The sequence below is a fragment of the Pseudomonas sp. B16(2017) genome (assembly GCF_002113205.1).
Lineage (GTDB): Bacteria > Pseudomonadota > Gammaproteobacteria > Pseudomonadales > Pseudomonadaceae > Aquipseudomonas > Aquipseudomonas pharyngis.
Genome location: NZ_NEKA01000012.1, coordinates 77,856 through 101,514 on the forward strand (window position 1 = coordinate 77,856; position 23,659 = coordinate 101,514).

Consider the following 23,659-nt stretch of genomic DNA (forward strand, 5'->3'; position numbering starts at 1 on the left):
GTCAGTTGTCGAACAGATCCAGATGGCTCAGCAGCTCTGCGGTTTTCTGCGGCATCAACTGCGTCACGCAACGGGTTTCCACGTTGATGATGATCGCCGGGTCGTTGCAGCAGATCCGCACCCGAAAACGCCAGTCGCTGAAGATCATCTTCAGGCCGTCGCGGTCATCGACCTCCAGCGCCTGTTCGCCGTAGATCCGTTTCAGGTGGGCGAGCAGGGGATAGGGATCGCGGATCGGTCGGCGTATGTCCCCGGACGAGGGAAACACGCCGAGGCGGTCGACCAGCAGCAGGGTGCCCAGCCACGGGCCATTGGCGCTGGGCAATGGCTGATGGCGGGATAACCAGCTCATCACCCCGAGGTTGTCCACCTCACGTTCAATCTCTGCGGAATGTTGTGCAATGTTCATGGTTGCCTCGTTGGATGTGCGTGCTGCAATGAATCAGTGGGGGCCGCTCAGCGGCCCTTCAGGTAGACGTTGTCGTAGCAGAAGTTGGTCGCCTGTAGGTAACCCTCGGCGTCGCCGCAGTCGAAGCGCAGACCCTTGAATTTGTAGGCCAGCACGCAGCCGTTCTGCGCCTGTTTCATCAGGGCGTCGGTGATCTGGATTTCGCCGCCCTTGCCCGGCTCGGTGTCGGCGATCAGGTCGAAGATGTCCGGCGTGAGGATGTAGCGGCCGATGATCGCCAGGTTCGACGGTGCGTCTTGCGGGGCCGGTTTTTCCACCATGTGGTTGACCCGGTAGATGCCCTCGGAAATAGCCTCGCCGGCGATCACGCCGTACTTGTGGGTCTGGTCGCGCGGCACTTCCTGGATGGCGACGATCGAGCAGCGGAATTTCCTGTAGAGCTCGATCATCTGCGTGAGTACGCCGTCGCCTTCGAGGTTCAGGCACAGGTCGTCCGCCAGTACCACGGCGAAAGGCTCGTCGCCGATCAACGGGCGGCCGCTGAGAATCGCGTGGCCGAGGCCTTTCATTTCCACCTGACGGGTGTAGGAGAACGTGCAGGTGTCGATCAGCTCGCGAGTACCGGCCAGGAACTTCTCTTTCTCGGTGCCACGAATCTGGTGTTCGAGTTCGTAGCTGATGTCGAAGTGGTCTTCCAGTGCGCGCTTGCCCCGTCCGGTGACGATGGCCATGTGTTGCAGGCCGGCGTCCCGTGCTTCTTCAACGGCGTATTCGATCAACGGCTTGTTGACGATCGGCAGCATTTCCTTGGGCATGGCTTTGGTGGCCGGCAAGAAACGCGTGCCATAACCGGCAGCGGGGAACAAACATTTACGGATCATAAAAGTTTCCTGGTCATTCATGGCGCACTGCCATCGTTTATTGCAATAACGAAGGTTGCAAGTTATTGAAGCTGTACTTTAATACCTGACTCGGGAGATGAGTGGCAAATAGCAATGAGTGTAAAACACGACAATGTTATGAGATGTCGGTTTGACAGTTATTGGTTATTTTTAGTCGGCATCCGTTGATAGTGATGAATGCGCGGGAGTGCTAATAAGTACCAGGCAATACAGTTTGGCTTGTAAAAATATTTATAGCCAGTGATTGAACTGTTTTTGTTTCTGGTTGTTGTCGCGCTGTTTGTGTGAATCAAGACACACATTAAACAAACAGCGCTTGACACGCGAGTTGGCACTTTTCCCACTTATGGACCGCGCTATGAAGATTCTGGTAACGGGGGGCGCCGGCTATATCGGCTCGCACACCACACTTGCACTACTTGAAGCAGGTTATGAAGTTGTAGTTCTGGATAATCTTTGCAACAGCAGCGACGCCGCCTTGCACGCGGTGGAAGCCATTTGCGGCAAAAGTGCGCTGATGATTCGCGGGGATGTTTGTGACCGGGCCTTGCTGGACCGGATTTTCCAGCAGCACGCTATCGACGCCGTACTGCATTTCGCCGGGCTCAAGGCTGTCGGCGAGAGCGTGCGCAAGCCGCTCCAATACTACGAAACCAATGTCAGCGGCAGCATCACGCTGTGCCAGGCAATGGCAGCGGCGGGGGTGTTCCGGCTGGTGTTCAGCTCGTCCGCCACGGTCTACGGCGAGCCGGCGCAGATGCCGATCCGCGAGGATTTCCCGACCGGCACTCCGACCAATCCCTACGGCCAGTCCAAGCTGATCGTCGAGAACGTGCTGCGCGACCTGTGCCAGTCCGAACCGCGCTGGAGCATCGCGCTGCTGCGCTACTTCAACCCGATCGGCGCGCATCACAGCGGGCAGATGGGCGAAGACCCCAACGGCATTCCGAACAATCTGGTGCCTTACATCAGCCAGGTGGCGGTCGGCAGCCTGAAGGAGTTGTCGATCTTCGGCGACGATTACCCGACGGTCGACGGCACCGGCGTGCGTGATTACATCCACGTCGTCGATCTGGCGGACGGGCACTTGAAAGCCCTGCAAACCATCGCCGACCGCACTGGCATTCATACCTGGAACCTCGGCACCGGCGACGGCTACAGCGTGTTGCAGGTGCTGCGGGCTTTCGAACAGGCCTGCGGGCAGCCGGTGCCTTACCGGGTAATGCCACGGCGTTCCGGGGATATTGCCGAGAGCTGGGCCGACGCCTCCAAGGCCGCCAAGGAACTCGGCTGGAAAGCCACACGCAACTTGCAGGACATGGTCACCGACACCTGGCGCTGGCAATCGAATCATCCCCGGGGTTATCAGGGATGATGGCGTTTTAGTGCAATGTTAGTTTCAGTCAGGTTGTTAGATATCGTCGGGAAATTAGACTGGCAATGCCTTTTGCAAGTCCGTAGATATAAACCTGCCGTTCGACTTTTATCAGTTGCGTAAGACTGTGAAAGAACAACGGATCTTGTTCGCGCTTTTTGCGACTTGAACTCTACCACCTCTAACCAACACCCGATGTTCAGGTGCGATGTTAGAAAGGAGTTGATATGAAGAAAGTGATGGCGATCGCCCTGTTGACGATGTTGAGCAACTGGGCCTCCGCAGCTGAAGCGCCGCTTACAGCAGTGACCAATGTATCTGGCAGTGTCGCGGCTTCTACAGCGCCTGCTGCCAGTACTGCCATGGTCGCCAGTGCTGTCGCGGCGTCCAACAGTGGTGGAAGTGCCAACGGCGGTACAACGGGTACCACCGGTACCACGGGTACAACCGGCACGCACAACTAACTGAAGTATCTGTTGGTGCAGTACAGGGTCGCCCGACGAAAGTCGGGTGACTTTGTTTTTGGATTCGCCCTTGAATAGCGTAGTGCCATTATGACCCGTCGTTTTTCTCTTTTATTGTTGGCAAGTATCGCTTTGCAAGGTTGCATGTTCTCCCCCGGCCAGTACCTGAGCACCAGTAGCATCACGCGCCAGGGCGCCAGCGAAAGCAGCCGGGTCGAGCTCATTCCGATCACCCCCAAGCTCATCGCCATGAACCGCGCCACGTACAAACGTGAGTCGGTGCCGGCGGAGTTGTTGGCGACCCCGGCCGAATACCGCATCGGCAGCAACGATGTGCTGTACATCACGGTCTGGGATCACCCCGAGCTGACCGCCCCTTCGGGTGCGCAACAGCAGATCGACGCCAACGGTCGTCTGGTGCGTTCCGACGGCACCTTGTATTACCCGTACATCAAGGAAGTCCAGGCCGCCGGCAAAACCATCCAGCAACTGCGTTCGGACATCGAGCAACGCCTCTCGGCGTTCATTGCCGAGCCGCAAGTGGATGTCGCGGTGCTGCGTTTCGCCAGCCAGAAAGTCGTGGTCTCGGGCGCCGTCACCAAGGCCGGCCCCCAGGCGATTTCGACCAACCCGCTGAGCGTGGTCGAGGCCCTCGGTTCGGCTGGTGTCGATACCAACAATGCCGACTTGTCCGGGCTGATGCTGACGCGCAACGGGCGGGTCTATCCGCTCAATCTCGACGCTCTCAATCAGCAGGATTCCGAATTGCAGAACGTCTACCTCAAGGGAGGCGATCAGCTGTATCTGCCGTACAACGACAACAAGCGCATCTACGTGATGGGCGAGGTCAACCAACCCCGTGCGCTGAGCTTCAAGACCGCCACCATGAACCTGTCCGACGTGCTCGGCTCGGTCGGCGGCTTGAGCCAGACCACCTCCAACGGCAACGCCGTGTATGTGATTCGCGGGGTGGAAAACCTCGACGTGGAGCCGGCGAAAATCTATCAGCTGGAAGCCGAATCGCCGACCGCCATGGCGCTCGCCTCGCACTTCGAAGTGCGGCCTCAGGACGTGGTCTACGTCGGGCCTGCCAACGTGACTCGCTGGAACCGCCTGATCAGCCAGTTGGTGCCGTCGGCATCGATTGTCGGGACGGGGGCTTCCGCTGCGAAGAACTGGAGCGAATACAGTAACAACAGCAAATAAGGCCGCCGACTGTGAAAACGTTGAAAGTGGGCGTGTGCCTGATGGCGGCCGTGTTGCTCAGTGGCTGCAATCCGCTGATGAGCGCTTCGTTGAACAACCTCAAGTCCGCCGTCATCGGGCCGGATGAACTGGACGTGTCGGCGGAGCAGGTCGCGGGGGTCAAGTATCCCCAACTCAAACTGACCACGCCGTCCGGGTCCGGGGTGTTGGCGCTGGTGCGCGAGCGCGAGGACCTGCAGTTCTGGGTCGCCTCCGGCAAGCAGGTGCTGCTGATGCGCGACGGCCTGGCCATGCGCACTGTGGGCCTGGGCGTGGAGGGTGATCTGGACGGCACGCGCCTGTCCGATGACTCGCCGTTCAAACAGGGCCTGCATCGCATCACCGACGGCTACACCAGCCGCCGCTGGATCGATCTCTACAAGGGCCAGGAAGTCGGGATCATCGTCAACAGCCGCTTCTCCCGAAAATCCCTGGAAACCCTCGACATTCTCGACAAGGAATACTCCGTGCTGCGCGTCGATGAGCAGATTGACGCGCCGGCTATCGGTCTGCGCGCAACCAACCGTTACTGGGTCGATCCGGTGGACGGTTTCATTGTGCAAAGTGAACAGCAACTGACTTCGCAGTTGCGGGTCAGGATCGTGCAACTCACCCCTGACCGCAGGCATGTCCCGTGAAGCGGCTCAGAGCGCTCTCGGCGTGCCTGTTGTTGCTTGCCGGTGCCAGCGAGGCCGCGGTCATCGTCAGCGGTGATGTCGCCAACCCGGGCCCGATCGAATTGCCGGCGGGCGGACGTTTGCGCGATGTGATCGGCGAGGCCGTGCCGAATGCCGAAGGCTACTGGCTGGCGGGTGTGCTGTTGCGTCAATCGTTGCTGGAGGAACAGACGCGGCTGAAGGTCGGCGTGCTGTTCGATCTGGATGTGCTGCAACGCATGGCGATGCTGTTCGACAAGCCGAGTCGTGCGGCGCTGGCACAACGACTGGCCGAGCAGGTCCGGCAGATGCCGGTGACCGGGCGGCAGATCGCCGATCTCGATCCGGTGGCGGTGGAAGTCGGTTTCGCCCGCAACATCCGTCTCGACGATGGCGATCAACTGATCTACCCGAAACGGGTCGACGAAGTCGAAGTGTTGGGCGCGGTCGCCGAGCCGTGCCGTTTGCCTTACCAGCCGTTGCAGGAGGCCCGCGAATACCTGCAGGGCTGCACGTTGCTGGAGGCCGACGCCGATGCCGATTACCTGTGGCTGATCCAGCCCAACGGCGAATCGCGGCGGGTCGGCATCGCCCACTGGAACCGCGAGAGCGGACAGATGCCGGTGGCCGGCAGCAAGATTCTGGTGCCGGTGAAAAACGATGATCTGGATCCGCCTGTCCCTGAACTGAATCAGCAGTTGGCCGAATTGATTGCCACGCAGTTGGCTGAGGTGGTTCGTTGAATTTGCGTTTTGCAGCTGTGTTGTTATTGCCGTGTGGCCTGGTGCATGCCGAGCCACGGATTACCCAGAATGACTTCGGCGGCGTCGGTCTGTTGCAGACCCCGACCGCGCGCATGTCGCCCGCCGGTGAGTTGAGCGTCAACGCCAACCGCACCGAACCGTACAGCCGATACAGCGTTTCGTTGCAGCCGCTCGACTGGCTGGAAGGTTCGTTTCGCTACACCGCCATCACCAACCGTCCGTACGGTTCCGAAGCGCTGAGCGGCAGCCAGAGTTATAAGGACAAGGCGGTCGACGCCAAGGTCCGGCTGTGGCAGGAAAGCCACTGGGCGCCGGAAGTGGCGCTGGGCTTTCGAGACATCGGCGGTACCGGTTTGTTTGCCAGTGAATTCTTCGTGGCCAACAAGCGTTATGACAACTTTGATTTCAGTGCCGGCATCGCCTGGGGTTACATCGGTAATCGCGGCGATGTCGACAACCCGTTGGGTTCGATCAGTGACCGCTTCAACACCCGCCCTGACCTGGAAGGCACCGGTGACGTCAACGCCGGCTCGTACTTTCGCGGCAAGCCGTCGTTTTTCGGCGGCGTGAGTTACCAGACGCCCTGGGACCGCCTCAGCCTGAAACTCGAATACGAAGGCAACGACTACAAGCACGAGCCCAAGGACAACATCATCAAGCAGGACTCGCCGATCAACCTTGGCGCGGTGTTCAAGGTGACCGATTCCGTCGATGTGAGTGCGGCCTGGGAGCGCGGCAACACGGCGATGTTCGGCATCACGTTCCACACCAATTTCGTCAGTCGCAAGGCCCCGGCCAAGACCTTCGACCCACCGGCCGAACCGCTGCCGGCGAAGGCGCCGAGCACGACGATGGAGGAGGTCAACTGGGCCGACGTATCCCGCCGCTTGCAGCAGAACGCCGGCTACAAGGTCGAGCGCATCACCCAGCGCGATTCCGAACTGATCGTGTACGGCGAGCAGCAGCGCTATTTCCATTCGCCCAAGGCCGTCGGCCGTGCGAGCCGGATTCTCGACAACAGCGTCAACGACGACATCGACTGGTTTACCGTGGTCAACAAGCGCTACGACCTGCCGCTGGAAGAAACCAGCGTGCCCCGGCAGACCTTCCGCGAAGTGATCAACAACGAAGAGCCGCTGGAATCGCTGCACCGCACCACCGAGATCAACCCGGCGATGCCGCGCAACGAGAAAACCCTCTACACCGAAGCGCCGCAGCACTTCAATTACGGCGTCGGCCTGGGCTTCAAACAGAACGTCGGCGGCCCCGATGGTTTGCTCTATCAGTTCACGGCGGATCTGGACGCCGAGTACCGCTTCAACCGCAACACCTGGTGGAACGGTCTGCTCAGTCAGAACCTGATCAACAACTTCGACAAATTCACCTACGACGCCCCCAGCGGCCTGCCGCGTGTGCGCACCGACTTGCGTCAGTACCTGACCACGTCGGACACCACCATGCCGCTGTTCCAGGTCAGCCACGCCGAGCAACTGGACAAGGATTTGTACGGCATGGTCTACGGCGGTTATCTGGAATCGATGTTCGCCGGGGTCGGGGGCGAGGTGCTGTTTCGTCCGACCGGCAAGCGCTGGTCGATCGGTGCGGACCTGAACTACGTGCGTCAGCGTGAGTTCGACCAGGGTTTCGGCCTGCAGGATTACTCGGTCTGGACTGGCCACATCACCGGCTACACCGACCTGCCATTCGACACGCTGGCCGCAGTCAGCGTCGGGCGTTACCTGGCGGGCGACTTTGGCGGCACGGTGGACATCTCCCGCGAGTTCTTCAACGGCGTGCGCTTTGGCGCCTGGGCGACCATCACCACCGCCGGCAGCGCCGAGTATGGCGAGGGTAGTTTCGACAAGGGGCTGTACCTGTCGATCCCGTTCGACGAAATGATGAGCATGTCGACCATGCGCCGCGCCAACCTGGTGTGGGCACCGCTGACCCGTGACGGCGGCGCGCGGCTCAACCGCAGCTTCCAACTGCACTCCATGACCGACAGCCGTGAAGGGGACATGTTCTACCGCAACTTCGGGAAGATTACCGAGTAGGTTCGGAAGAGCGGGAAGAAAAAGCGGGAGCCTGATGGCTCCCGTTTTTGTTTGTGGTGAAGGGGGATCTTGATCCAGCCATGATTGCTGTGGGAGTCGGTGTGTTCCAGGTTCATACCTGATGGTGAATGATCCGGCGCCTTCGCGGGCAAGCCCGCTCCCACAAGTTTCGAGGAGTGGCGAAGATTACGGCATCACCTAAAAACCTGTGGGAGCGGGCTTGCCCGCGAAGGCGTCCGCTCAGCCGACATCAAAACATCAGACTCTCCTCGGCCGCAGAGCCCTCCGCCAACCCCCAAACCCCGCCCACAAAAAAGGGGACTTTCGTCCCCTTGCGGTGTTGCCTTCTCAAGCCCTGCGTCTCAGTAAATATCCTTCGACAACAGCGTAAACGGCGTCTTCACCAGAATTTTCAGATCCAGCCACAGCGACCAGTTATTGATGTACTTCAGGTCGATCTCAACACGCTTTTCCATCTTGTCGAGGGTGTCTGTCTCACCCCGGCAACCGCTGATCTGCGCCAGGCCAGTGATGCCCGGTTTGATTCGGTGACGGGCCATGTAGGCGAGGATCTTGCCCGAGTAGTAGTTGTTGTGCGCCACGGCGTGCGGACGTGGGCCGACCAGTGCCATGTGCCCTTGCAGCACGTTGAACAGTTGCGGCAGCTCATCCAGCGAAGTGCGACGGATGAAGCGACCGACCGCGGTAATGCGCGAATCGTTGCGGCTGGCCTGCTTGACGTCACGGTCATCGTGAACGCGCATCGAGCGGAATTTCCAGACCTTGATCACCTTGCCGTTCCAGCCGTGGCGATCCTGCTTGAAGAACACCGGGCCCGGCGAGTTGAGTTTCACCGCCAGGGCCACGGCCAGCAGCACCGGGCTCAACAGGATGATGGCCAGCAGGGCGACGGCTTTTTCCACCAGGCTCTTGCTCAGCGCAGCGGTCGGGCGGCTGGTCAGCGGGCTTTCGTTGAGGTAGATCGCCGGCAGACCGTCCACGACTTTTACCGAGTGATTAAGCAGCGTCAGGCTGTTCAGATCCGGCACCCAGACCACGTCAACGTTGGCATCCAGCAAGTCCACATACATCGCCTCGATCTTGGCGGCTTCCGACAGCGGCAGCGTGATGTACAGGCGGCGGATGTCGTGGTTCTGGATCAGCTCAAGCAGTTCGTCCTGAGCGCCGACAACGCGCGGGGCGTCCGCTTCCAGCGACGGGGTATCGCCGTTGCTGACCAGACCAACCAGCGGCAGGTTTTCATGCTGGCTCAACTTCTTTGCCAGGCCCAGAGCCAGTTCGCCGGTGCCGACGATCAGGGTCTTGTGTTCGCTTTTGCGCGACCGCTGGTAGAACTTCGAGAACGCATGCAGCGGTGCGTACAACAGCGCCTGACCGAGGAAACCGTACACCGCCCATTCAAGAATGACCTGGCGGGAGAACAGCGCATCGGCCTTGCAGATGAAGGCGATGAACGCCAGCCCGGCCATGGTCATGAACCAGCCCATGAACAGTCGACCCAGCCCGGTCAGGTAATTGTCTCGCTTTCGATACGCGCCGCTGAAGGTATAAGCCGGCACCGAGGCCAGTACGGCCAGGATCGTGCACATCCGATAGTAGAACTCGACGGTGCCCGTGTGCTGTTCGGCCAGTATGAACAACAGGGAAACAATGAAACTCTGTGCCAGCGCCCATTGGCCCCAAAAGGTCAGTCCCTTGAGGCCGGTGTTTCGATTGATACGAAGAGAAAGATCCATACGATATCCCCAAAAGACGTCCGTTCAGGTTTCGACAGTAGAAAACCGAGTTGTTAAGCAGACTTGTTATTGTTGTTTGAGTCAGTGTCCTGAGGTAACAACGCCGGAATGCGGAACTGTCGTCAGTCAATAGACTAAGTTATTGCCGGGGATGCTGTCTGACGAGTTCTAACAAGATGGCACAGTGCCAACTTATTTAAATTTCCAATATGCAAACGTTAGAAAAGGTCGAAAGGCAGGGGGTGAATAATCAATATTGTGTTTGCTATCGTAGGTGGGTCAGGAGGCGGGTATAACCAGGGAGGGGTGAAACCAAACAGAGTGCTTTTTTATTTTTGTAATCGCACTTGTATCTGTTTGTCTTGTAGTGGGGGATGTTGTTTAGGCAACAACTTCCTGGATCAGGCAATAACCGCGATTGCGCACGGCACGAAACAATCGTTCACCGTTGCTGGCGTTCTTGAATTTGTCTTGAAGACGGCTCAGGCACATTTCCAGTCCCCGGTATTGCTCCGGCTCGCGGCCGATGCTGAGGATCAGATCGTCGCGACTGACAACGCGATCTTCATGGTGCAGCATCTTGCGGACCAGTGCGGTTTCAAGCCCGGTGAGACTGATTTCGACGCCTTCTTTCGTCAATGCACCCTGATCATTGTCCAGATGCCAGGCTTCGGTGCAGGGCGCGTCGGATTCGATCGTTCGGGAAGTATCAGCGGGGTTTTCGGACATGGCCGTGGAATTGTGGAATGAATGCGCCGATTGTGCTGCCAGCCATTCCGATTCGAGGGTGGCCAATATGCGCTGGGTATCATGTTCGATGCTACGTGCGACATGCTTCCTTGTGCCGCGTGGGTAAGTGAACTCCATCAGCATCGGAGTGGAAGAGGGCGAAGCAACACCTTCAATAAACATTTGTGCCTGAGACGTGCCAAACGAATTGAAACGCTCACTGGAGAGAATGCTCTCGAGTTCGCGTTGCGACGCTGAGCTGTTAGTCACGACAACAAAGTATTTTCTTGGGAGGGTCGTGCTGGTTTCCATGTCTCTCTCCTAAAGTACACACCAAATTTGGCGAAAAAATAATGGCAGGCGAGCAATGTTTTCCTCGGAATTAATCGATCAGGCAGGGTCTGGGCCCAAAGATGGCCTCGATAAGTTCCACTCGGTCTGCGTTAGAGTAATGGTTTATTGTTATGTTTAAGTGTTGCAGCGCTCATGCAATTGACAGCTTTTTATTAGATATGTGACGCGGTTAAAACTATGAGAAAGCGGATGTTTGAAGCGTTGCATCAGACGTTCCCTCGTATGCTGCAAAAGAGTGTTTCCCTGAATCAAGGGGTTGAGATCAACCCCCTCATCAGACGATAGCCATACCCGCGAATGCTCTGTATGGCGTTCGTACCGTACACGTCCTTGATTTTCCCACGCAAGCGGCTGATGGATTTTTCCAGCGCCCGAGGGTCGTAGAATTGGGTGTTCAGCCCCATGATGCTGGCGATTTCATCGTGGCTGAGAATGTGATTGCCGGTCTGCGCAAAGGCTTGCAGGATCTTCATTTCGGCAAAGGAGATATCGAGTTTCTTGCTGGTGTCCGAGAGGCAGATGCGGGTGGGGTCCAGCACCAGGCTGATATCCCGCTGCCATTCTTCGCTGTCGAAGAACTCACCCAGCAGTTCCGCGCTTTCATCGGACAAGGTATTGAGTTTGATACAGAAGTCGGCACCGGCCAGAAAGTACTTGATCTTGTTGTGGGCGCCGCGACCTGTGATCACTGCACAAATAATCGGCTTCAAGTTGTCGTTGCGCAGGTTTTGCACCAGCGCAAGGTTATCTTCGAGTGCCTGAGGGCTGTCGATGATAATGAAGATCGCCCGATACAGGCCGTGATATTCGTTGTGCTGATATGAACTAATGTAGGCGTCGGCTTCAACAGCCATACCGCTCTGCACATGCTTCGCGATTAGCGCGCTAAAGTGTTCAGCCACGCCACGGGTACGACCCAGGGTGAGAACACCTGGTTCGTCGCTTGTGCGGCGCGGGCTTCTAGTCGCTAAGTTACCTGTGAGCATCATGCATTGACTCGAAAAGGTGCTGACATCGGGATGTTAAAGCACCGGTTCTCATCTGTGACTGACAATTGGTAACATTTGGACGAATTTTAGACGTGGCTCCCGAGTTTTCTAACAATAATTAAGCGATTCAAGCTTTTAGTTGATTTTTTCGGGGCTGTGAACTAACGGAATTGAGGCTGTTAGATGGTGGCAATATGGAATGGTGCCACCATTTTGTAATTATCGCGAGCTGTTTTTATGTCCCTTGGCCATCACTCAACTGCATACGTATCAGAGCAGTGTGAGGTGGGTCACATTTTATGGGGAGGCCTGTCTTTTGGCTATAACGTCGACAAGTTCACACACGGACGTTTATTAACATGCCTTGAGTGTGGCTTTTGATAAGACATATTCTCCGTCCCCGAGTCGGGCAATGGGTGTTCATCTGCCAATTGTTTTACTTCAGATACTCAATGCCTGAATGCATTTAACAGGGCGCCCGCAAAGAGCGCTCTGACGGAGGATTAATGGATTTACTGACCTTGTTCAAGGTGCTGATTCTTGGGGCGGTAGAAGGCCTGACCGAGTTCCTGCCCATTTCCAGTACGGGCCACCAGATTATCGTTGCCGACTTGCTGGAGTTCGGTGGTGAACGCGCCATGGCGTTCAACATCATCATTCAACTGGGCGCCATTCTGGCCGTGGTCTGGGAGTTTCGCCCGAAGATCTTCGAGATCGTCAAAGGCCTGCCGACCCAAAGCAATGCCCAGCGTTTTACCCGCAATCTGCTGATCGCCTTTTTCCCGGCGGTCATTCTCGGCGTGTTATTCGCCGACACGATTCATGAATACCTGTTCAACCCGATCACCGTTGCCGTTGCATTGGTCGTAGGCGGTATCGTGATGTTATGGGCCGAGCAGCGCGATCATGTAGTGAGCGTCGACCATGTGGACGACATGAAGTGGGCCGACGCGCTGAAGATCGGTTGCGTACAGTGCCTGGCGATGATTCCAGGCACGTCGCGCTCCGGTTCCACCATCATCGGCGGTCTGCTGTTCGGCCTTTCACGCAAAGCCGCCACGGAGTTCTCGTTCTTCCTGGCGATGCCGACCATGGTCGGTGCCGCAGTGTATTCCGGCTACAAGTACCGCGAACTGTTCCAGAGCAGCGACCTGCCGGTCTTCGCCCTGGGCTTCGTCGTAGCGTTCATCTTCGCGATGATCGCCGTGCGCGGCCTGCTGAAGTTCATTGCGAACCACAGCTACGCCACTTTCGCCTGGTATAGGATCGGCTTCGGCTTGCTGATCCTTGCCACTTGGCAATTTGGTTGGGTCAACTGGACGGCGGCCGCAGCCGCCTGACCCTCAGCCACGCAGGCCGGGCCTCAACGCCCGGCCAGCAATTCCGCCGCCTGATCCAGCAACGCCAGCGGATCCTTGGCCTTGTGGATATCCACCGACAACAACTGACGAAACTTGCGCGCCCCCGGAAACCCGGTGCCCAGGCCCAGCACATGCCGGGTGATGTGATGCATCGCGCCGCCGGCCAGCAAATGCTCGGCTATATAAGGCCGCAACTGCGCCAGCGCCTCGGCCCGGCTGATCACCGGCGCGCTGCTGCCGAACAACTGCTGATCCACCTCGGCCAGCAGATAAGGATTGTGATACGCCTCCCGTCCCAGCATCACCCCGTCAAAGGTCTGCAAATGCTCATGGCAGGCCTCCATCGTCTTGATCCCGCCGTTCAGAATGAACTCCAGCTCCGGAAAATCCGCCTTCAACCGCGCCGCCACGTCATAACGCAATGGCGGAATGTCACGGTTCTCCTTCGGCGACAACCCCTCCAGAATCGCAATCCGCGCATGCACCGTAAAACTGGTGCACCCGGCATCCCGCACCGTGCCGACGAAATCGCACAGCTCCCCATAACTGTCCCGCCCATTGATCCCGATCCGATGCTTCACCGTCACCGGAATCGACACCGCATCACGCATCGCCTTCACACAATCCGCCACCAACTGCGGATGCCCCATCAGGCACGCACCGATCATATTGTTCTGCACCCGATCACTCGGGCAGCCAACGTTCAGATTCACCTCGTCGTAACCGTGCTCCTGCGCCATGCGCGCGCAAGCGGCCAGGTCCAGCGGAACACTACCGCCCAACTGCAACGCCAGCGGGTGCTCGGCTTCGTTGTGACGGAGGAAACGCTCGTGATCGCCGTTGAGCAGAGCGCCGGTGGTGACCATCTCGGTGTAGAGCAGGGCGTTTTTCGACAGGATGCGTAGGAAGAACCGGCAATGGCGGTCAGTCCAATCCATCATCGGCGCGACGGAGAAACGGCGGGAGAGTGGGGCGGGTGTGGCGGTGATTGGGGGCATTTGGGGGTACGGAATCGGTGTGGCTGGGAGGTGGGGGAGTTTATCAGGAATGGGAGGAGGAGGGGCTTGGGAGCATCGGAAGAGTGGGCTGGCAGGTGCTGAGGCTGGTGAATACATCAGTCCTTCGGTCCCCATTTCTTTGCGATGTCGTTTGAGGGGATATATCGTCTTGTGGTATAAGGCTGTAATTTTTTTGGCAGGTTTTTAATGAAGGCTTCAGTCTCATCAATGGCTATAGAAAAAAATAAGACTGAAGGCAATAGCCTTTCATCTAATAATCACAAAGTTGTTAGTCTGTTTTGTGGGGCAGGAGGTCTTGACTTAGGCTTCATTAATGCGGGATTTGAGGTTTGCTTTGCTGCAGATTATGACTCCGCAGCAATCAAAACGTATAACAGAAATCACTCTGGCAAACTTGGCCGCGTTATCGATCTTCTGGATACCAGTGTTGAACAGCTATGTGACTCTGTTTCGGAAAGTTGCGGTGAGACCCAGCAGATCACTGGAATAATTGGCGGTCCGCCTTGCCAGGGTTTTTCGCGTGGCAACGTAGGGCGTCATGCAGACGATCCCCGGAATCAGTTGGCTTTAAAATATGCTGCCATAGTTAACTCTTTCTATCATAAGTTTGGGTTGAAGTTCTTTGTTTTTGAAAATGTTCCTGAAATACGCGCTCGGAAGAATGAGAGCTTTCTGAGTGGTCTGCGTGCGGAGTTATCTAAGCACTTTGATATTTATGAGCAAGAACTCAATGCTAGTAATTATCAAGTGGCTCAGGCGCGTCGTCGATTATTCATTGTCGGCATCTGTAAAAATGCGGGCATCGAAGATTTTAAATTTCCCGCCCCATCTCCACTTGAGGCGAAAGTTGTCAAAGATGTAATAAGTGATCTCCCTGAGCCCGTCTATCTCTCTAGTAAGTTAGTAGCGGAGTCGATTCCTTATCACCAAAATCATTGGACATCTCGACCTAAATCGAAGAGGTTTGAGACGGGGGTTATGCCAACAGGCGGGCGTTCCTTTATCCAATTAGATTGGTGCAAGCCTAGTCGAACGGTTGCTTATGGGAATCGAGAGATACACGTACATCCCAATGGCAAACGCCGCTTGAGCATCTATGAGGCTCTTCAGTTACAAGGTTTTCCTTTCAGTTACGTGCTTGAGGGGAATATGAGTCAACAAGTAAAGCAGGTTTCAAATGCGGTTCCGCCACCAGTTGCTGAAAGGATCGCACAATCAATAATCGAACAAGTACTGTAAAGCGAGTATGTTATGGAAGACGTAGCTGAGAACAGTAAACTTTCCGAAGAGGAGATTTCTCTTCGTAGTCAATTATCGAAAACCAAACTTTATGATGAGCCCGTTGTAGCGACGCTGAAAACTAACGAGCGTGTGTTTGCTCGCATTACAGATGGGATTTATCGCGAACCCGCTTCTGCGATACGGGAATTAATCGCGAACTCCTATGACGCTGATGCAACCGAGGTAAGAGTTTTTACAGATGCGCCTCGGTTTTCCCAAATAGTGGTCCGTGATAACGGGCACGGTTTAGATGAAAATACTCTAGCGCATATTATTTGTAATATCGGTGGAAGTCTAAAAAGAAGCAATGACGGTAAGGATCATGAGGTTACAAGCGAGGCTGATAAAAATCTTAGTCCAAATGGTCGGCGTCTAATCGGGAAATTGGGTATCGGGCTTTTTTCCGTCTCACAAATCACCCACCATATTGTGATAGTTTCCAAAGTTAAGGGTGCAAATAAGCGTTTGGTCTGCGATATTATACTTAGGCCTCAATCCGAAGTGGTTGCAGACGTGGATGAGGATACGTATGTTACAGGTCGGGCCGAAATTACTTATGTTCCTGCGGAAGATTTGGATTATTCTGGCACTGAAATTACGTTGCTGAAGGTAAGACCCTTCGTAAGAGAAAGTTTGCAGTCCAAGCTAACTTGGAACGCTATTCAGTATCAGCGGCAGGCAGAGGAAGAGCCTGAAGAAGTCGAGTTTGATCTTGAAGAAGACTTACAGGACTTGCCTCGAGTTCCCGACTTTCACATAGGTGAAGTAGATCCATCAGACAGTGAAAAGCTTATCACCACCGCAGTATTGCCTTGGTTGCCAACAGATACACCTTTAGAAAAATTTAAGAAATTCGTCTCTAAGGTATCGGAGTTGACTGTAGATGCTAAACGCGGAAACGTTAAGCTCAAAGAATGCGTAGATTCTTACTTAAGAATGATATGGTCAATTAGTCTCTCTGTTCCAGTGCGTTATATCGAGAAGCATCCATTTGATGTCAGCGCGTCTGATAATGTTGATGTCTATATTATTAGCAATGGAGGGCGAGGAAGCTCTGCTACTAAGGTAGATTTATTGCCTGGTGAAACGCTTGAGTCAAAGCTTAAGTTGTGTGCGAAGCGTACCGAAAGTGACTTGCCTTTTGATGTTTTTATTGATGATGTTGAATTGCGTAGGCCAATTTCTATTGCTGGAGAAGTTGATAATAAGAAAGGACAGCTAATGTTTGTCGGCGGCGCAAGCCCGTCGTTAAGTAGCGTTCCAGAAAGCTATCGAGGCGGTGAGCTCGAATTTGAGTATTACATGCTCTGGAATCACAAGGTAGTACCGTTGGAGCATAATGGCTGTTTAATTAGAATCAACGGGGCAACGGGTACTCTATTTGACGCAAGCTTTCTCGACTATCAGATTTCCGAGCAGACGCGGCTTCGGCAGTTAACCGGTGAAGTATTTGCTATTAAGGGGCTGGATCCTGCACTAAATATCGATCGAGAATCGTATAACGTTGCTCATCCACACTATCAATATTTGAAGAAGTGGATGCACAACGCTCTTCGTCAATTTATGAGCAAGAATAAGTCGTTAAGTAAGGGTAGCGCTGCAGTAAAAAATAAAGAGAAGGTTGACAAAATCAAGGAGGATATCAATTCCGTAGTTCAAGTTTTTACTGAAACTAAGTCGGTAAAATTTTATTCGTCTTCGAAGGGTGAGCAGCCGTCTCTCTTAGACTCTCCCGGCACTATTAATATTGATCGCGGCGTTGTTTTTTTGGGTGCACGGCCCGTATCCAGTACCGAGAAGGCGCGAATGGCGCTTCACGAAGATAAGCTTATTGCTGTTGCCAATATCCTAGAGTCTTACGGTCTCCTTTCAAGTTTGACTTCAACTGAAGTAGAAAAACTAATCAGTGCCATCGGTAATATATTTCTTTTGGATGTTAAGAAATGATAAGCATGGATCGCGGTGACGAGTTGGATTCGGGGCTTGGTTACGAAGATGTTAGCCATGCGAAGGTGATTCTTAAAAAGAAGTTTTTGCCTTGGCATAAACCACGCAAACAATTTATTCGTAGTAATCAATGGAATAAGGTAATCGCTAGCCTGATAGACTCGCTTGATTTGAAGTCAAAAGCTCGTTCATTGGAATATCTGAGTCTGCCTGGTCCTGATTTACTCGATGTAAGAGCTTTGTATTCGACTTGCGCGGAAAAGGCTGTGCGTATTAGATTCACCGGTCTGAATGCAATTCCGGTTGAGGATAAAGAGTCGACAATGGATCAGCTTATATCTCTTGATGAGCTGCGTGGACTAGAATTTGTCGATCCCTCTTCTGGTGTTCATCAAGATAAGCTCGAAAGATTGTCAAATAAGAGTTCGATTGCGTACCAAAGTATTATTAAGCAAGCGCCAACTTATGATGTAATAAATATTGATCTGTGTGGAAGCTTTTTGGAGTCTCCACCTATGGAATCTCAAAGTAACTACTATGAAGCGCTTTTTGAGCTCCTGAGGTACCAAGCTGACAATAGGACTGAAGATTGGCTGTTTTTTATTACCACTCGCACCAATGAGGATATGGTGCATGCTGATACATTTAAGCAGTTTGTAAAAGTTCTAGAAGGTATTTTTGATTTAGATAGAGCTGTTTATGATAAATGTATAGAGTTGAATATTTTTGGCGCGGAAGTTCTCGTTGGTCAGAAGATTGACACATCAAAAATTGACAGTGTTTCTTTTAATAATTTGGTGAGTGCTGGAATTGGAAAGTGGGTTCTTAGCGCATTGGCATCTCAGGCTCCGGCCTATAAGTCTAAAATGCTTAAGCTGTTCGGCTATAATGTTAAGCTAGACCCGAAGTCCACATGTGACATGATATCGTTCGGGTTTTGGTGCTCCAAGATACCAACTAAGGCTGTTGACGTTTTTGGACTGGCTGCGGGTGGTGTTAACCAGCAAAGCGAGGATGCTGCCGTCGCTGTTAGTAAATGCAGGATATCGGTCATTGAATCGATATCTAATATTCTCGATGTGGATCAGCATCTTAGAAGCGACGAAGCATTTGAGGAGGCTCTGACATCATCTGTAAGACTTATGAAGTCCGCCAGATATGATGTGGACTCGTACGTAGAGTGGGCGAGGGGTGAGCATGCCAAGGTGATTCAACTGCTGGCTGCTCGCGGTTAATTAGAGTTGGGTGCAGGTATGTTATTCTCTGCGCCCACCTTCGTCATCGGCCTATATTTTTTATGATCAGCTTCCGCTCTCGTCCGATGAATGTCTATATACATTGCTAAATCAGAAAGGTGAACTCCTAAAGCTGCCTTTTGAGACTTGGCACTCAACCTTATATTGGGGTGCCTATTTCTCCTGATGATTTTCAACAGTTAATCCCATGTGATCAGCGCAAACTTGACTTGGCGGCGCTACAGTTGGCACTGCGCGATGGATGGGTGCGATTTGACGACCTCAAATTCGTAGCATTGTTTTAAACAAAAAACTCGATCGTTTAAATGAGCCTTGTCGTAGTCATCCAAACCCTACACCACCTTGCGCCACCCCCTACACCTAAGACAGAATCCGCCGGCTTGTGCCTCTAGCACGGGGGTTCTATCGTTCCTGGGTCACTGAAATCCAGTGATCGGGTTTGGTAGCCCGGATTCCGTCAGAAGCACAAGACTACTGTCTTGCGGAGGCTTTCAGCGCCTTCGTTTTATGGTGGTCATGCGCAGGGCATCTTCGGATGCGCCGGGGTTCCTGACGGCCGGTCTACCAACCTGCGTATGGCCTCCACCCTAGTTTGGTAGCGAAGGTGGTGGCTCCTAACCTCTTATCCGTCGGGAGTTACTCCATGTTCAAACCAACACCCAACCCACCAGAAACCGATCCAGTCTCCCCCTACAAATTCCCCGATTCACGAACCCTGAACGAAGCCGCCGAGCGCGCCCTCGATCACTACCTCACCCCACAGCAACGGATCATGGGCAGCCACACCCAACATGACCCGATGTACTTCGCCAACCCGGCTTACGACACCGAATCCCTGCTCGCCAACGCCAGCGAATCCTTGGGATCAGCCTCCGAAATGCTCAACAACTTCGCCGCCACCCTGGAACCCGCCCACCGCAAAACCGCCATCGGCATTGCGCAGTTGGTGATGTTGGGGTCGTTGGCGGTGAATCAGGCGCTGGATAACGTCGAGCCGAAGTAGGTCGTTGCGGCCCTCTGTCGCGGAGGGCTGATTTTCTGTGCCTCAGGCACCAAAGTTAAACGCAACTGAAATCCTCGGCCTCGTCCCTTCAAACCGTCGAACCGAGTGCATCAACCACGACGGAAACATGATGAAGGTGCCGCTGCTGGCGGCGCAGGTGCTGCTGAAGCCGGCGGTTATGCAGTCTTCGACGCGCATTCGCAGTGCGGGGTTGTAGGTGGAGGCGACCATGCCGCGTGGGTCGGCGAATTCCAGGTCGCCGCCGACGGTCGGGTCGTCTTCTCGGCCGCCGGCGTCCACCCAGTAGACGCCTGACCAGAAGGCGCCCGGATGTCCGTGGAGGGCGTTGCTGTGGCCTGCGGTATTCACGTTGGCCCAGGCGTTGAGTTTCCATTCGAAACTCGGTTCGGTCAGTCCGAATTGTTCGCTGTGCACTGCGGTCATTTGCACGGCGAACGCTTTGGCGAACTTCACGAGAGCGTCGCTGGCTTCTTCGCCCCATTCATGGAAGTCGTTCGCGGACTGCCAGCCGCCGTCGTTGCTGCGCTGGGCGCCGCTGCGATCTTGCGCCATGCGGGTTGTGATGATGGTTTTCAGTTGGGAATTAAGTTTTGCGGCATCGGGGTACTGGATGCTGGCGAGGGGCGTTGTGAACAGCCGTCGAATCTTTATCAGGTCAGGATTTACCAAGTGGCTGGTCGACGGCATTGCGGGTTCTCTGGGTTGCTCAAGTTGCAAAAAACTATACCGAGCGAACTGAAAAGCCGATGTAAACCTTTGTGAAAGGCCGAACCTGAACCCACGCTGAAACCCCCGCAAGTTTCATCTTCCCGCCACCCACACAGGCCTACGATCCCTCTACAAGTTCCCGACCCCACCCGAGCGCCACCCACCATGAACAATCCACTCAAAGCGCTGCTGCTCGTCGCCACCATCTCGGTTCTAACCGCCTGCTCCGGCTCCGGTGGCTTGACCACCACCAGTTGTTTCTCCAGCGACTGTCAGTCGCCGCAGGCGCGGAACGTGAATACGTTGAAGTTCGGCGGGAGCAATATCGGTAACAGTTTCAACCAGTACAGCTCCGGCCTGATGCATGACGATTGAGGGTTACTGAGCTGCTGGTACGGCGATCCATTCGCTCAGGACTTTCTGGTATTTGCCGGTGACTTTGCTCAGGTGCAGCCACTGGTCGACGTAGAGTTTCCAGCTGATGTCGTCGCGCGGCAGCAGGTAGGCTTTTTCGCCGTATTGCATGAACTGGCTCGGGTTGACGGCGCACAGGCCGGGTTTGAGTTTCTGCTGATAGAGGGCTTCGGAGGCGTCGGTGATCATCACGTCGGCCTTGTTGTCGAGCAGTTGCTCGAAGATGGTCACGTTGTCGTGCAACGCCAGTTGCGCCTTGGGCAGAAAGGCGTGGACGAAGGCTTCGTTGGTGCCGCCGGCGGGTTCGACCAAGCGCACGTTTGGCTGGTTGATCTGGTCGATGGTCTGGTATTTGGACTGGTCGGCGCAGCGCACCAGCGGGATCTTGCCGTCGACGTCGAGGGTGTTGCTGAAGAAGGCTTTTTTCTGGCGCTCTAGGGTCACCGAGATGCCGCCGACGCCGATGTCGCATTTGCCGGCCTGCATGTCCGGCATCAGGGTTTTCCAGGTGGTCTGTACCCATTCGACCTTGACGCCGAGGCTGTCGGCCAGGGATTGCGCCATGGCGATGTCGATGCCTTCGAATCCGCCGTCCGGGCGTTTGAAGGTGTAGGGCTTGTAGTCGCCGGTGGTGCAGACGCGCAACTGGCCTTGTTGCTGAATGGTGTCGAGGTGCGAGGCCGGTTCTTGTGCCTGGGCGCCGCCGGCCATGGCCAGCAGGCCGCAGAAGATCATCGTGCTTTTTGGAATTGTCATTGTGATCGGGCTTGTGCAGTGGAGGTGCGGGCCAGTGTAGTGAATGGGTTTGCCGGGTGTCACCCCGGTTCCGGGCTCAACGTGCCCAGCCACGCCACCAGTCCCACGATCAGAAGCGCAATCATCAGCTCCAGTGCCACGCTGCGGCGCAAGGCGTTGGCCGCCATTTGATGCTGGCCGGCGCGCAACGATTGCTCAAGCAAAGGCCCGAGGTGGAAGCGGTTCAACGCGGCCAACACCAACATTCCCCCGAACAACACAACCTTTATCGCCAGCAGAATACCGTAGGTGCCGAGCAGGACTTCGCCCAGTGTCGGGCCGACGATGAACAGGTAATTCGCCACGCCGGTGATCGAGAGGATGAGCACAATTGCCGCGCCGACGCCTTCGAAGCGTTTGACGGAATCCGCCAGCGAACGAATGCGCGCTTCGCTGCACAGTGCATCGAGCCGCGACATCAAGATCAACGCGAGCATGGCGCCCAGCCACGCCCCCGCTGCGAGCAGGTGCAGGATGTCGCTGAGCAGGTGCCACGCGTTATCCATCGCCCCGTGTCCGCTCCAGGCCAGGGAGGCGAGGGCGACGGCGCCGGCCATCGATGCCAGCCACAATCCCGGCCAGATCACCACGGCGATCAGCGCAATCATCCGCAGCGTCCACGCCAACCCAACGTCGGTTTCCAGCACCATCATTTGCAGGTGCGGCCACAGCGCCGCGAACTCCGTTTCGCCACTCATGGCGCGGGTCATCAGCACCAGTCCCGCCACTGACAGCAGTGCCCCGATCAACGCCATCCCGCGCAGCAGCGGCCGAAACCGCAGCACCGCGTCAACGCTGTACAGCCCGAACAACGCGAGCCCGAACAACAGCAGCAAATCCACATACAGCGCCAGACGCAGGAGGATGTTGATCAGTTCAGCCATCGCTCACTTCACTTTGAACGTGACGTTGCCGGTGATCGGGTGCGTATCCGACGACACCGCGCGCCATTCGACCTTGTAGGTGCCGGCCGGCAAGGGCGTGAGCGGGGTGACGAGCATGGTTTTCGGGTCGCTGCCTGCGCTGACTTTGGCCTTCATCGGCATCGGCGAATGAGCCATGCCGGGCATTTCGGTCATCACCAGTTTGGCGCCGGAGAATTGGGTCAGCAGATCCTCCGAAAAATGCAGTTCGATCTTGCCGGGCGCCGCGCCGTCGGCACCTTCGGCCGGGGTCGACGACACCAGTTTCGGATGGGCCTGGGCCAGGGTGCTCAGGAGCAAACCGCTGGCGAGGATGAGGGAGATTTCCAATGTGCGCATGCAAGACCTCAGTGTTGTTTTTTTGATGGGATTCAGAACCACAGCCGCACGCCGAGGACGAGTCGCGCTTCGCTGCGATCCTCGCCTTCTTCCCGTGCGTAATCGGCGGTGTGGCCGTAGGTGCGGTTCCAGGTCACGCCGATGTAGGGCGCGAATTCGCGGCGGAATTCATAGCGCAGGCGCAGCCCGGCTTCGGTGTTCGCGAGGCCCGAGCCGATCCCGCGTTGCGGGTCGTTTTTGCCGTAGACGTTGAGTTCGGCGGTCGGCTGCAGGATCAGGCGATTGGTCAGCAGGATGTCGTAGTCGCCCTCCAGCCGCAGCGCGCTCTGGCCGTTTTCGCCGAGGAACGCCGTGGCTTCGGCTTCGAAGTTGTACAGCGCCATGCCCTGCAGGCCGAATGCGGCCCAGGTTTGCGGAGCACCGGGTTTGAAGTCCTGGCGCACGCCGCTGACCACGTCCCACCACGGCGAAATCGCGTGGCCCCACAGCGCCTGGACTTCCGCGTCTTCGGTCTTGCCGTTGCTGCGTTCGCCCTCGGAGCGCAGCCACAGCCGATCGATGTCGCCGCCGATCCAGCCGGACAAATCCCAGGCCAGGATGCTGGCGTCGTCGGCGTCCTGCCATTCGAGTTTGTCGGCGAGGAAGTACGTGTTGATGGCGCTGTCGTGGACCTGATGTCCGGCGTGGCTGGTGAACACGGCGGCGCGGTCGGCGTCGGTCAGTGCCGGGATCGGTGTGCGGCTTTCGGTCGGCGCGGCGGGCTGCATCATGCCGTCGTCCATGCTTTGCAGATCGCCCATCCGGCTGTGATCCATGCCCTGCATGTCGCTGGCGGCGAATGCCGGAGCCATCGACAGAAGCGACAACGAAAGCGCGGCAAATCGAGTCATGGTC

At 55.8% G+C, this 23,659-nt stretch carries 24 protein-coding genes; 12 read left to right on the forward strand and 12 right to left on the reverse strand.

The features are described 5' to 3' along the window. Position 1 precedes the first annotated feature (1 nt). Both CAG25_RS20585 and galU read right to left on the reverse strand, forming a co-directional pair. Positions 2-409, reverse strand: a complete 408-nt coding sequence (locus CAG25_RS20585; protein WP_085613138.1) for a mannose-1-phosphate guanylyltransferase — start codon at positions 407-409, stop codon at positions 2-4. 47 nt (positions 410-456) lie between these two features. Continuing rightward, positions 457-1,290, reverse strand: coding sequence for a UTP--glucose-1-phosphate uridylyltransferase GalU (gene galU, locus CAG25_RS20590; protein WP_085613139.1), 834 nt, complete (start codon positions 1,288-1,290; stop codon positions 457-459). A 379-nt stretch (positions 1,291-1,669) separates the two neighbouring features. On the opposite strand from galU, the gene galE reads away from it, so the two are divergent. The 6 genes from galE to CAG25_RS20620 all read left to right on the forward strand — a co-directional run bounded on the left by galE (position 1,670) and on the right by CAG25_RS20620 (position 7,869). Beyond that, the gene (gene galE / locus CAG25_RS20595; protein ID WP_085613140.1) at positions 1,670-2,686 is read left to right on the forward strand and encodes a UDP-glucose 4-epimerase GalE; all 1,017 of its coding nucleotides are present in this window, start codon (positions 1,670-1,672) and stop codon (positions 2,684-2,686) included. Between the two features lie 227 nt (positions 2,687-2,913). After that, positions 2,914-3,150 (forward strand): hypothetical protein, encoded by a 237-nt coding sequence (locus CAG25_RS20600; RefSeq protein WP_003226528.1) that lies wholly within the window; start codon positions 2,914-2,916, stop codon positions 3,148-3,150. A gap of 90 nt (positions 3,151-3,240) precedes the next feature. Next, positions 3,241-4,356, forward strand: coding sequence for a polysaccharide biosynthesis/export family protein (locus CAG25_RS20605; protein WP_172829496.1), 1,116 nt, complete (start codon positions 3,241-3,243; stop codon positions 4,354-4,356). Between the two features lie 11 nt (positions 4,357-4,367). After that, positions 4,368-5,033: a YjbF family lipoprotein gene (locus CAG25_RS20610; RefSeq protein ID WP_080770671.1), complete on the forward strand. Its 666-nt coding sequence runs from the start codon at positions 4,368-4,370 to the stop codon at positions 5,031-5,033. Next, positions 5,030-5,794, forward strand: coding sequence for a capsule biosynthesis GfcC family protein (locus CAG25_RS20615; protein ID WP_085613141.1), 765 nt, complete (start codon positions 5,030-5,032; stop codon positions 5,792-5,794). The genes CAG25_RS20610 and CAG25_RS20615 overlap by 4 nt, the downstream gene beginning before the upstream one ends. Further along, complete coding sequence (locus tag CAG25_RS20620; RefSeq protein WP_085613142.1) at positions 5,791-7,869, forward strand: YjbH domain-containing protein; 2,079 nt, start codon at positions 5,791-5,793, stop codon at positions 7,867-7,869. The genes CAG25_RS20615 and CAG25_RS20620 overlap by 4 nt, the downstream gene beginning before the upstream one ends. Positions 7,870-8,231: 362 nt before the next feature. On the opposite strand, the gene CAG25_RS20625 is transcribed toward CAG25_RS20620, so the two are convergent. The 3 genes from CAG25_RS20625 to CAG25_RS20635 form a co-directional block, all read right to left on the reverse strand. Further along, positions 8,232-9,626, reverse strand: a complete 1,395-nt coding sequence (locus CAG25_RS20625; RefSeq protein ID WP_064598067.1) for an undecaprenyl-phosphate glucose phosphotransferase — start codon at positions 9,624-9,626, stop codon at positions 8,232-8,234. Positions 9,627-10,007: 381 nt separating this feature from the next. After that, positions 10,008-10,667, reverse strand: coding sequence for a helix-turn-helix domain-containing protein (locus CAG25_RS20630; RefSeq protein WP_085613143.1), 660 nt, complete (start codon positions 10,665-10,667; stop codon positions 10,008-10,010). 290 nt (positions 10,668-10,957) lie between these two features. After that, positions 10,958-11,698: a winged helix-turn-helix domain-containing protein gene (locus CAG25_RS20635; RefSeq protein ID WP_085613144.1), complete on the reverse strand. Its 741-nt coding sequence runs from the start codon at positions 11,696-11,698 to the stop codon at positions 10,958-10,960. A gap of 506 nt (positions 11,699-12,204) precedes the next feature. Between CAG25_RS20635 and CAG25_RS20640 the strand changes: the two genes are divergently transcribed. Beyond that, entirely contained in the window at positions 12,205-13,038 is an 834-nt protein-coding gene (locus tag CAG25_RS20640) for an undecaprenyl-diphosphate phosphatase (RefSeq protein ID WP_085613145.1), read from the forward strand. A gap of 23 nt (positions 13,039-13,061) precedes the next feature. On the opposite strand, the gene dusA is transcribed toward CAG25_RS20640, so the two are convergent. Further along, entirely contained in the window at positions 13,062-14,057 is a 996-nt protein-coding gene (gene dusA, locus CAG25_RS20645) for a tRNA dihydrouridine(20/20a) synthase DusA (protein WP_085613146.1), read from the reverse strand. A 207-nt stretch (positions 14,058-14,264) separates the two neighbouring features. Between dusA and CAG25_RS20650 the strand changes: the two genes are divergently transcribed. The 3 genes from CAG25_RS20650 to CAG25_RS20660 are packed head-to-tail and all read left to right on the forward strand — an operon-like array spanning position 14,265 to position 18,541. Beyond that, positions 14,265-15,317, forward strand: coding sequence for a DNA cytosine methyltransferase (locus CAG25_RS20650; protein ID WP_085613147.1), 1,053 nt, complete (start codon positions 14,265-14,267; stop codon positions 15,315-15,317). 12 nt (positions 15,318-15,329) lie between these two features. Then, entirely contained in the window at positions 15,330-17,306 is a 1,977-nt protein-coding gene (locus CAG25_RS20655; RefSeq protein ID WP_085613148.1) for an ATP-binding protein, read from the forward strand. A 5-nt stretch (positions 17,307-17,311) separates the two neighbouring features. Next, positions 17,312-18,541 carry a hypothetical protein gene (locus CAG25_RS20660; RefSeq protein WP_143492982.1) on the forward strand — a complete coding sequence of 410 codons (1,230 nt, stop codon included), beginning with the start codon at positions 17,312-17,314 and terminating at the stop codon, positions 18,539-18,541. On the opposite strand, the gene CAG25_RS28475 is transcribed toward CAG25_RS20660, so the two are convergent. Continuing rightward, on the reverse strand, positions 18,538-18,738 hold the full coding sequence (locus tag CAG25_RS28475) for a pyocin activator PrtN family protein (RefSeq protein WP_371857734.1): 201 nt from the start codon (positions 18,736-18,738) through the stop codon (positions 18,538-18,540). The genes CAG25_RS20660 and CAG25_RS28475 overlap by 4 nt on opposite strands. Positions 18,739-19,205: 467 nt before the next feature. On the opposite strand from CAG25_RS28475, the gene CAG25_RS20670 reads away from it, so the two are divergent. Beyond that, positions 19,206-19,565: a DUF6124 family protein gene (locus tag CAG25_RS20670; RefSeq protein WP_007955862.1), complete on the forward strand. Its 360-nt coding sequence runs from the start codon at positions 19,206-19,208 to the stop codon at positions 19,563-19,565. Between the two features lie 42 nt (positions 19,566-19,607). Here CAG25_RS20670 and CAG25_RS20675 read toward each other — a convergent pair whose 3' ends face one another. Continuing rightward, positions 19,608-20,273: a TIGR02466 family protein gene (locus CAG25_RS20675; RefSeq protein ID WP_085613150.1), complete on the reverse strand. Its 666-nt coding sequence runs from the start codon at positions 20,271-20,273 to the stop codon at positions 19,608-19,610. A 186-nt stretch (positions 20,274-20,459) separates the two neighbouring features. On the opposite strand from CAG25_RS20675, the gene CAG25_RS20680 reads away from it, so the two are divergent. Then, positions 20,460-20,669: a hypothetical protein gene (locus CAG25_RS20680; protein ID WP_064598047.1), complete on the forward strand. Its 210-nt coding sequence runs from the start codon at positions 20,460-20,462 to the stop codon at positions 20,667-20,669. Positions 20,670-20,672: 3 nt separating this feature from the next. Here the strand turns inward: CAG25_RS20680 and CAG25_RS20685 are convergent, their stop codons facing one another. Genes CAG25_RS20685 through CAG25_RS20700 form a run of 4 tightly spaced genes read right to left on the reverse strand, consistent with a single transcriptional unit; the run spans position 20,673 to position 23,655 of the window. Continuing rightward, complete coding sequence (locus CAG25_RS20685; RefSeq protein WP_178076496.1) at positions 20,673-21,464, reverse strand: transporter substrate-binding domain-containing protein; 792 nt, start codon at positions 21,462-21,464, stop codon at positions 20,673-20,675. A 59-nt stretch (positions 21,465-21,523) separates the two neighbouring features. Then, positions 21,524-22,387, reverse strand: a complete 864-nt coding sequence (gene copD / locus CAG25_RS20690) for a copper homeostasis membrane protein CopD (RefSeq protein ID WP_085613152.1) — start codon at positions 22,385-22,387, stop codon at positions 21,524-21,526. 3 nt (positions 22,388-22,390) lie between these two features. Further along, the gene (gene copC / locus CAG25_RS20695; protein ID WP_085613153.1) at positions 22,391-22,765 is read right to left on the reverse strand and encodes a copper homeostasis periplasmic binding protein CopC; all 375 of its coding nucleotides are present in this window, start codon (positions 22,763-22,765) and stop codon (positions 22,391-22,393) included. 32 nt (positions 22,766-22,797) lie between these two features. Further along, positions 22,798-23,655, reverse strand: a complete 858-nt coding sequence (locus CAG25_RS20700) for a copper resistance protein B (protein ID WP_085613183.1) — start codon at positions 23,653-23,655, stop codon at positions 22,798-22,800. Positions 23,656-23,659: the final 4 nt, after the last annotated feature.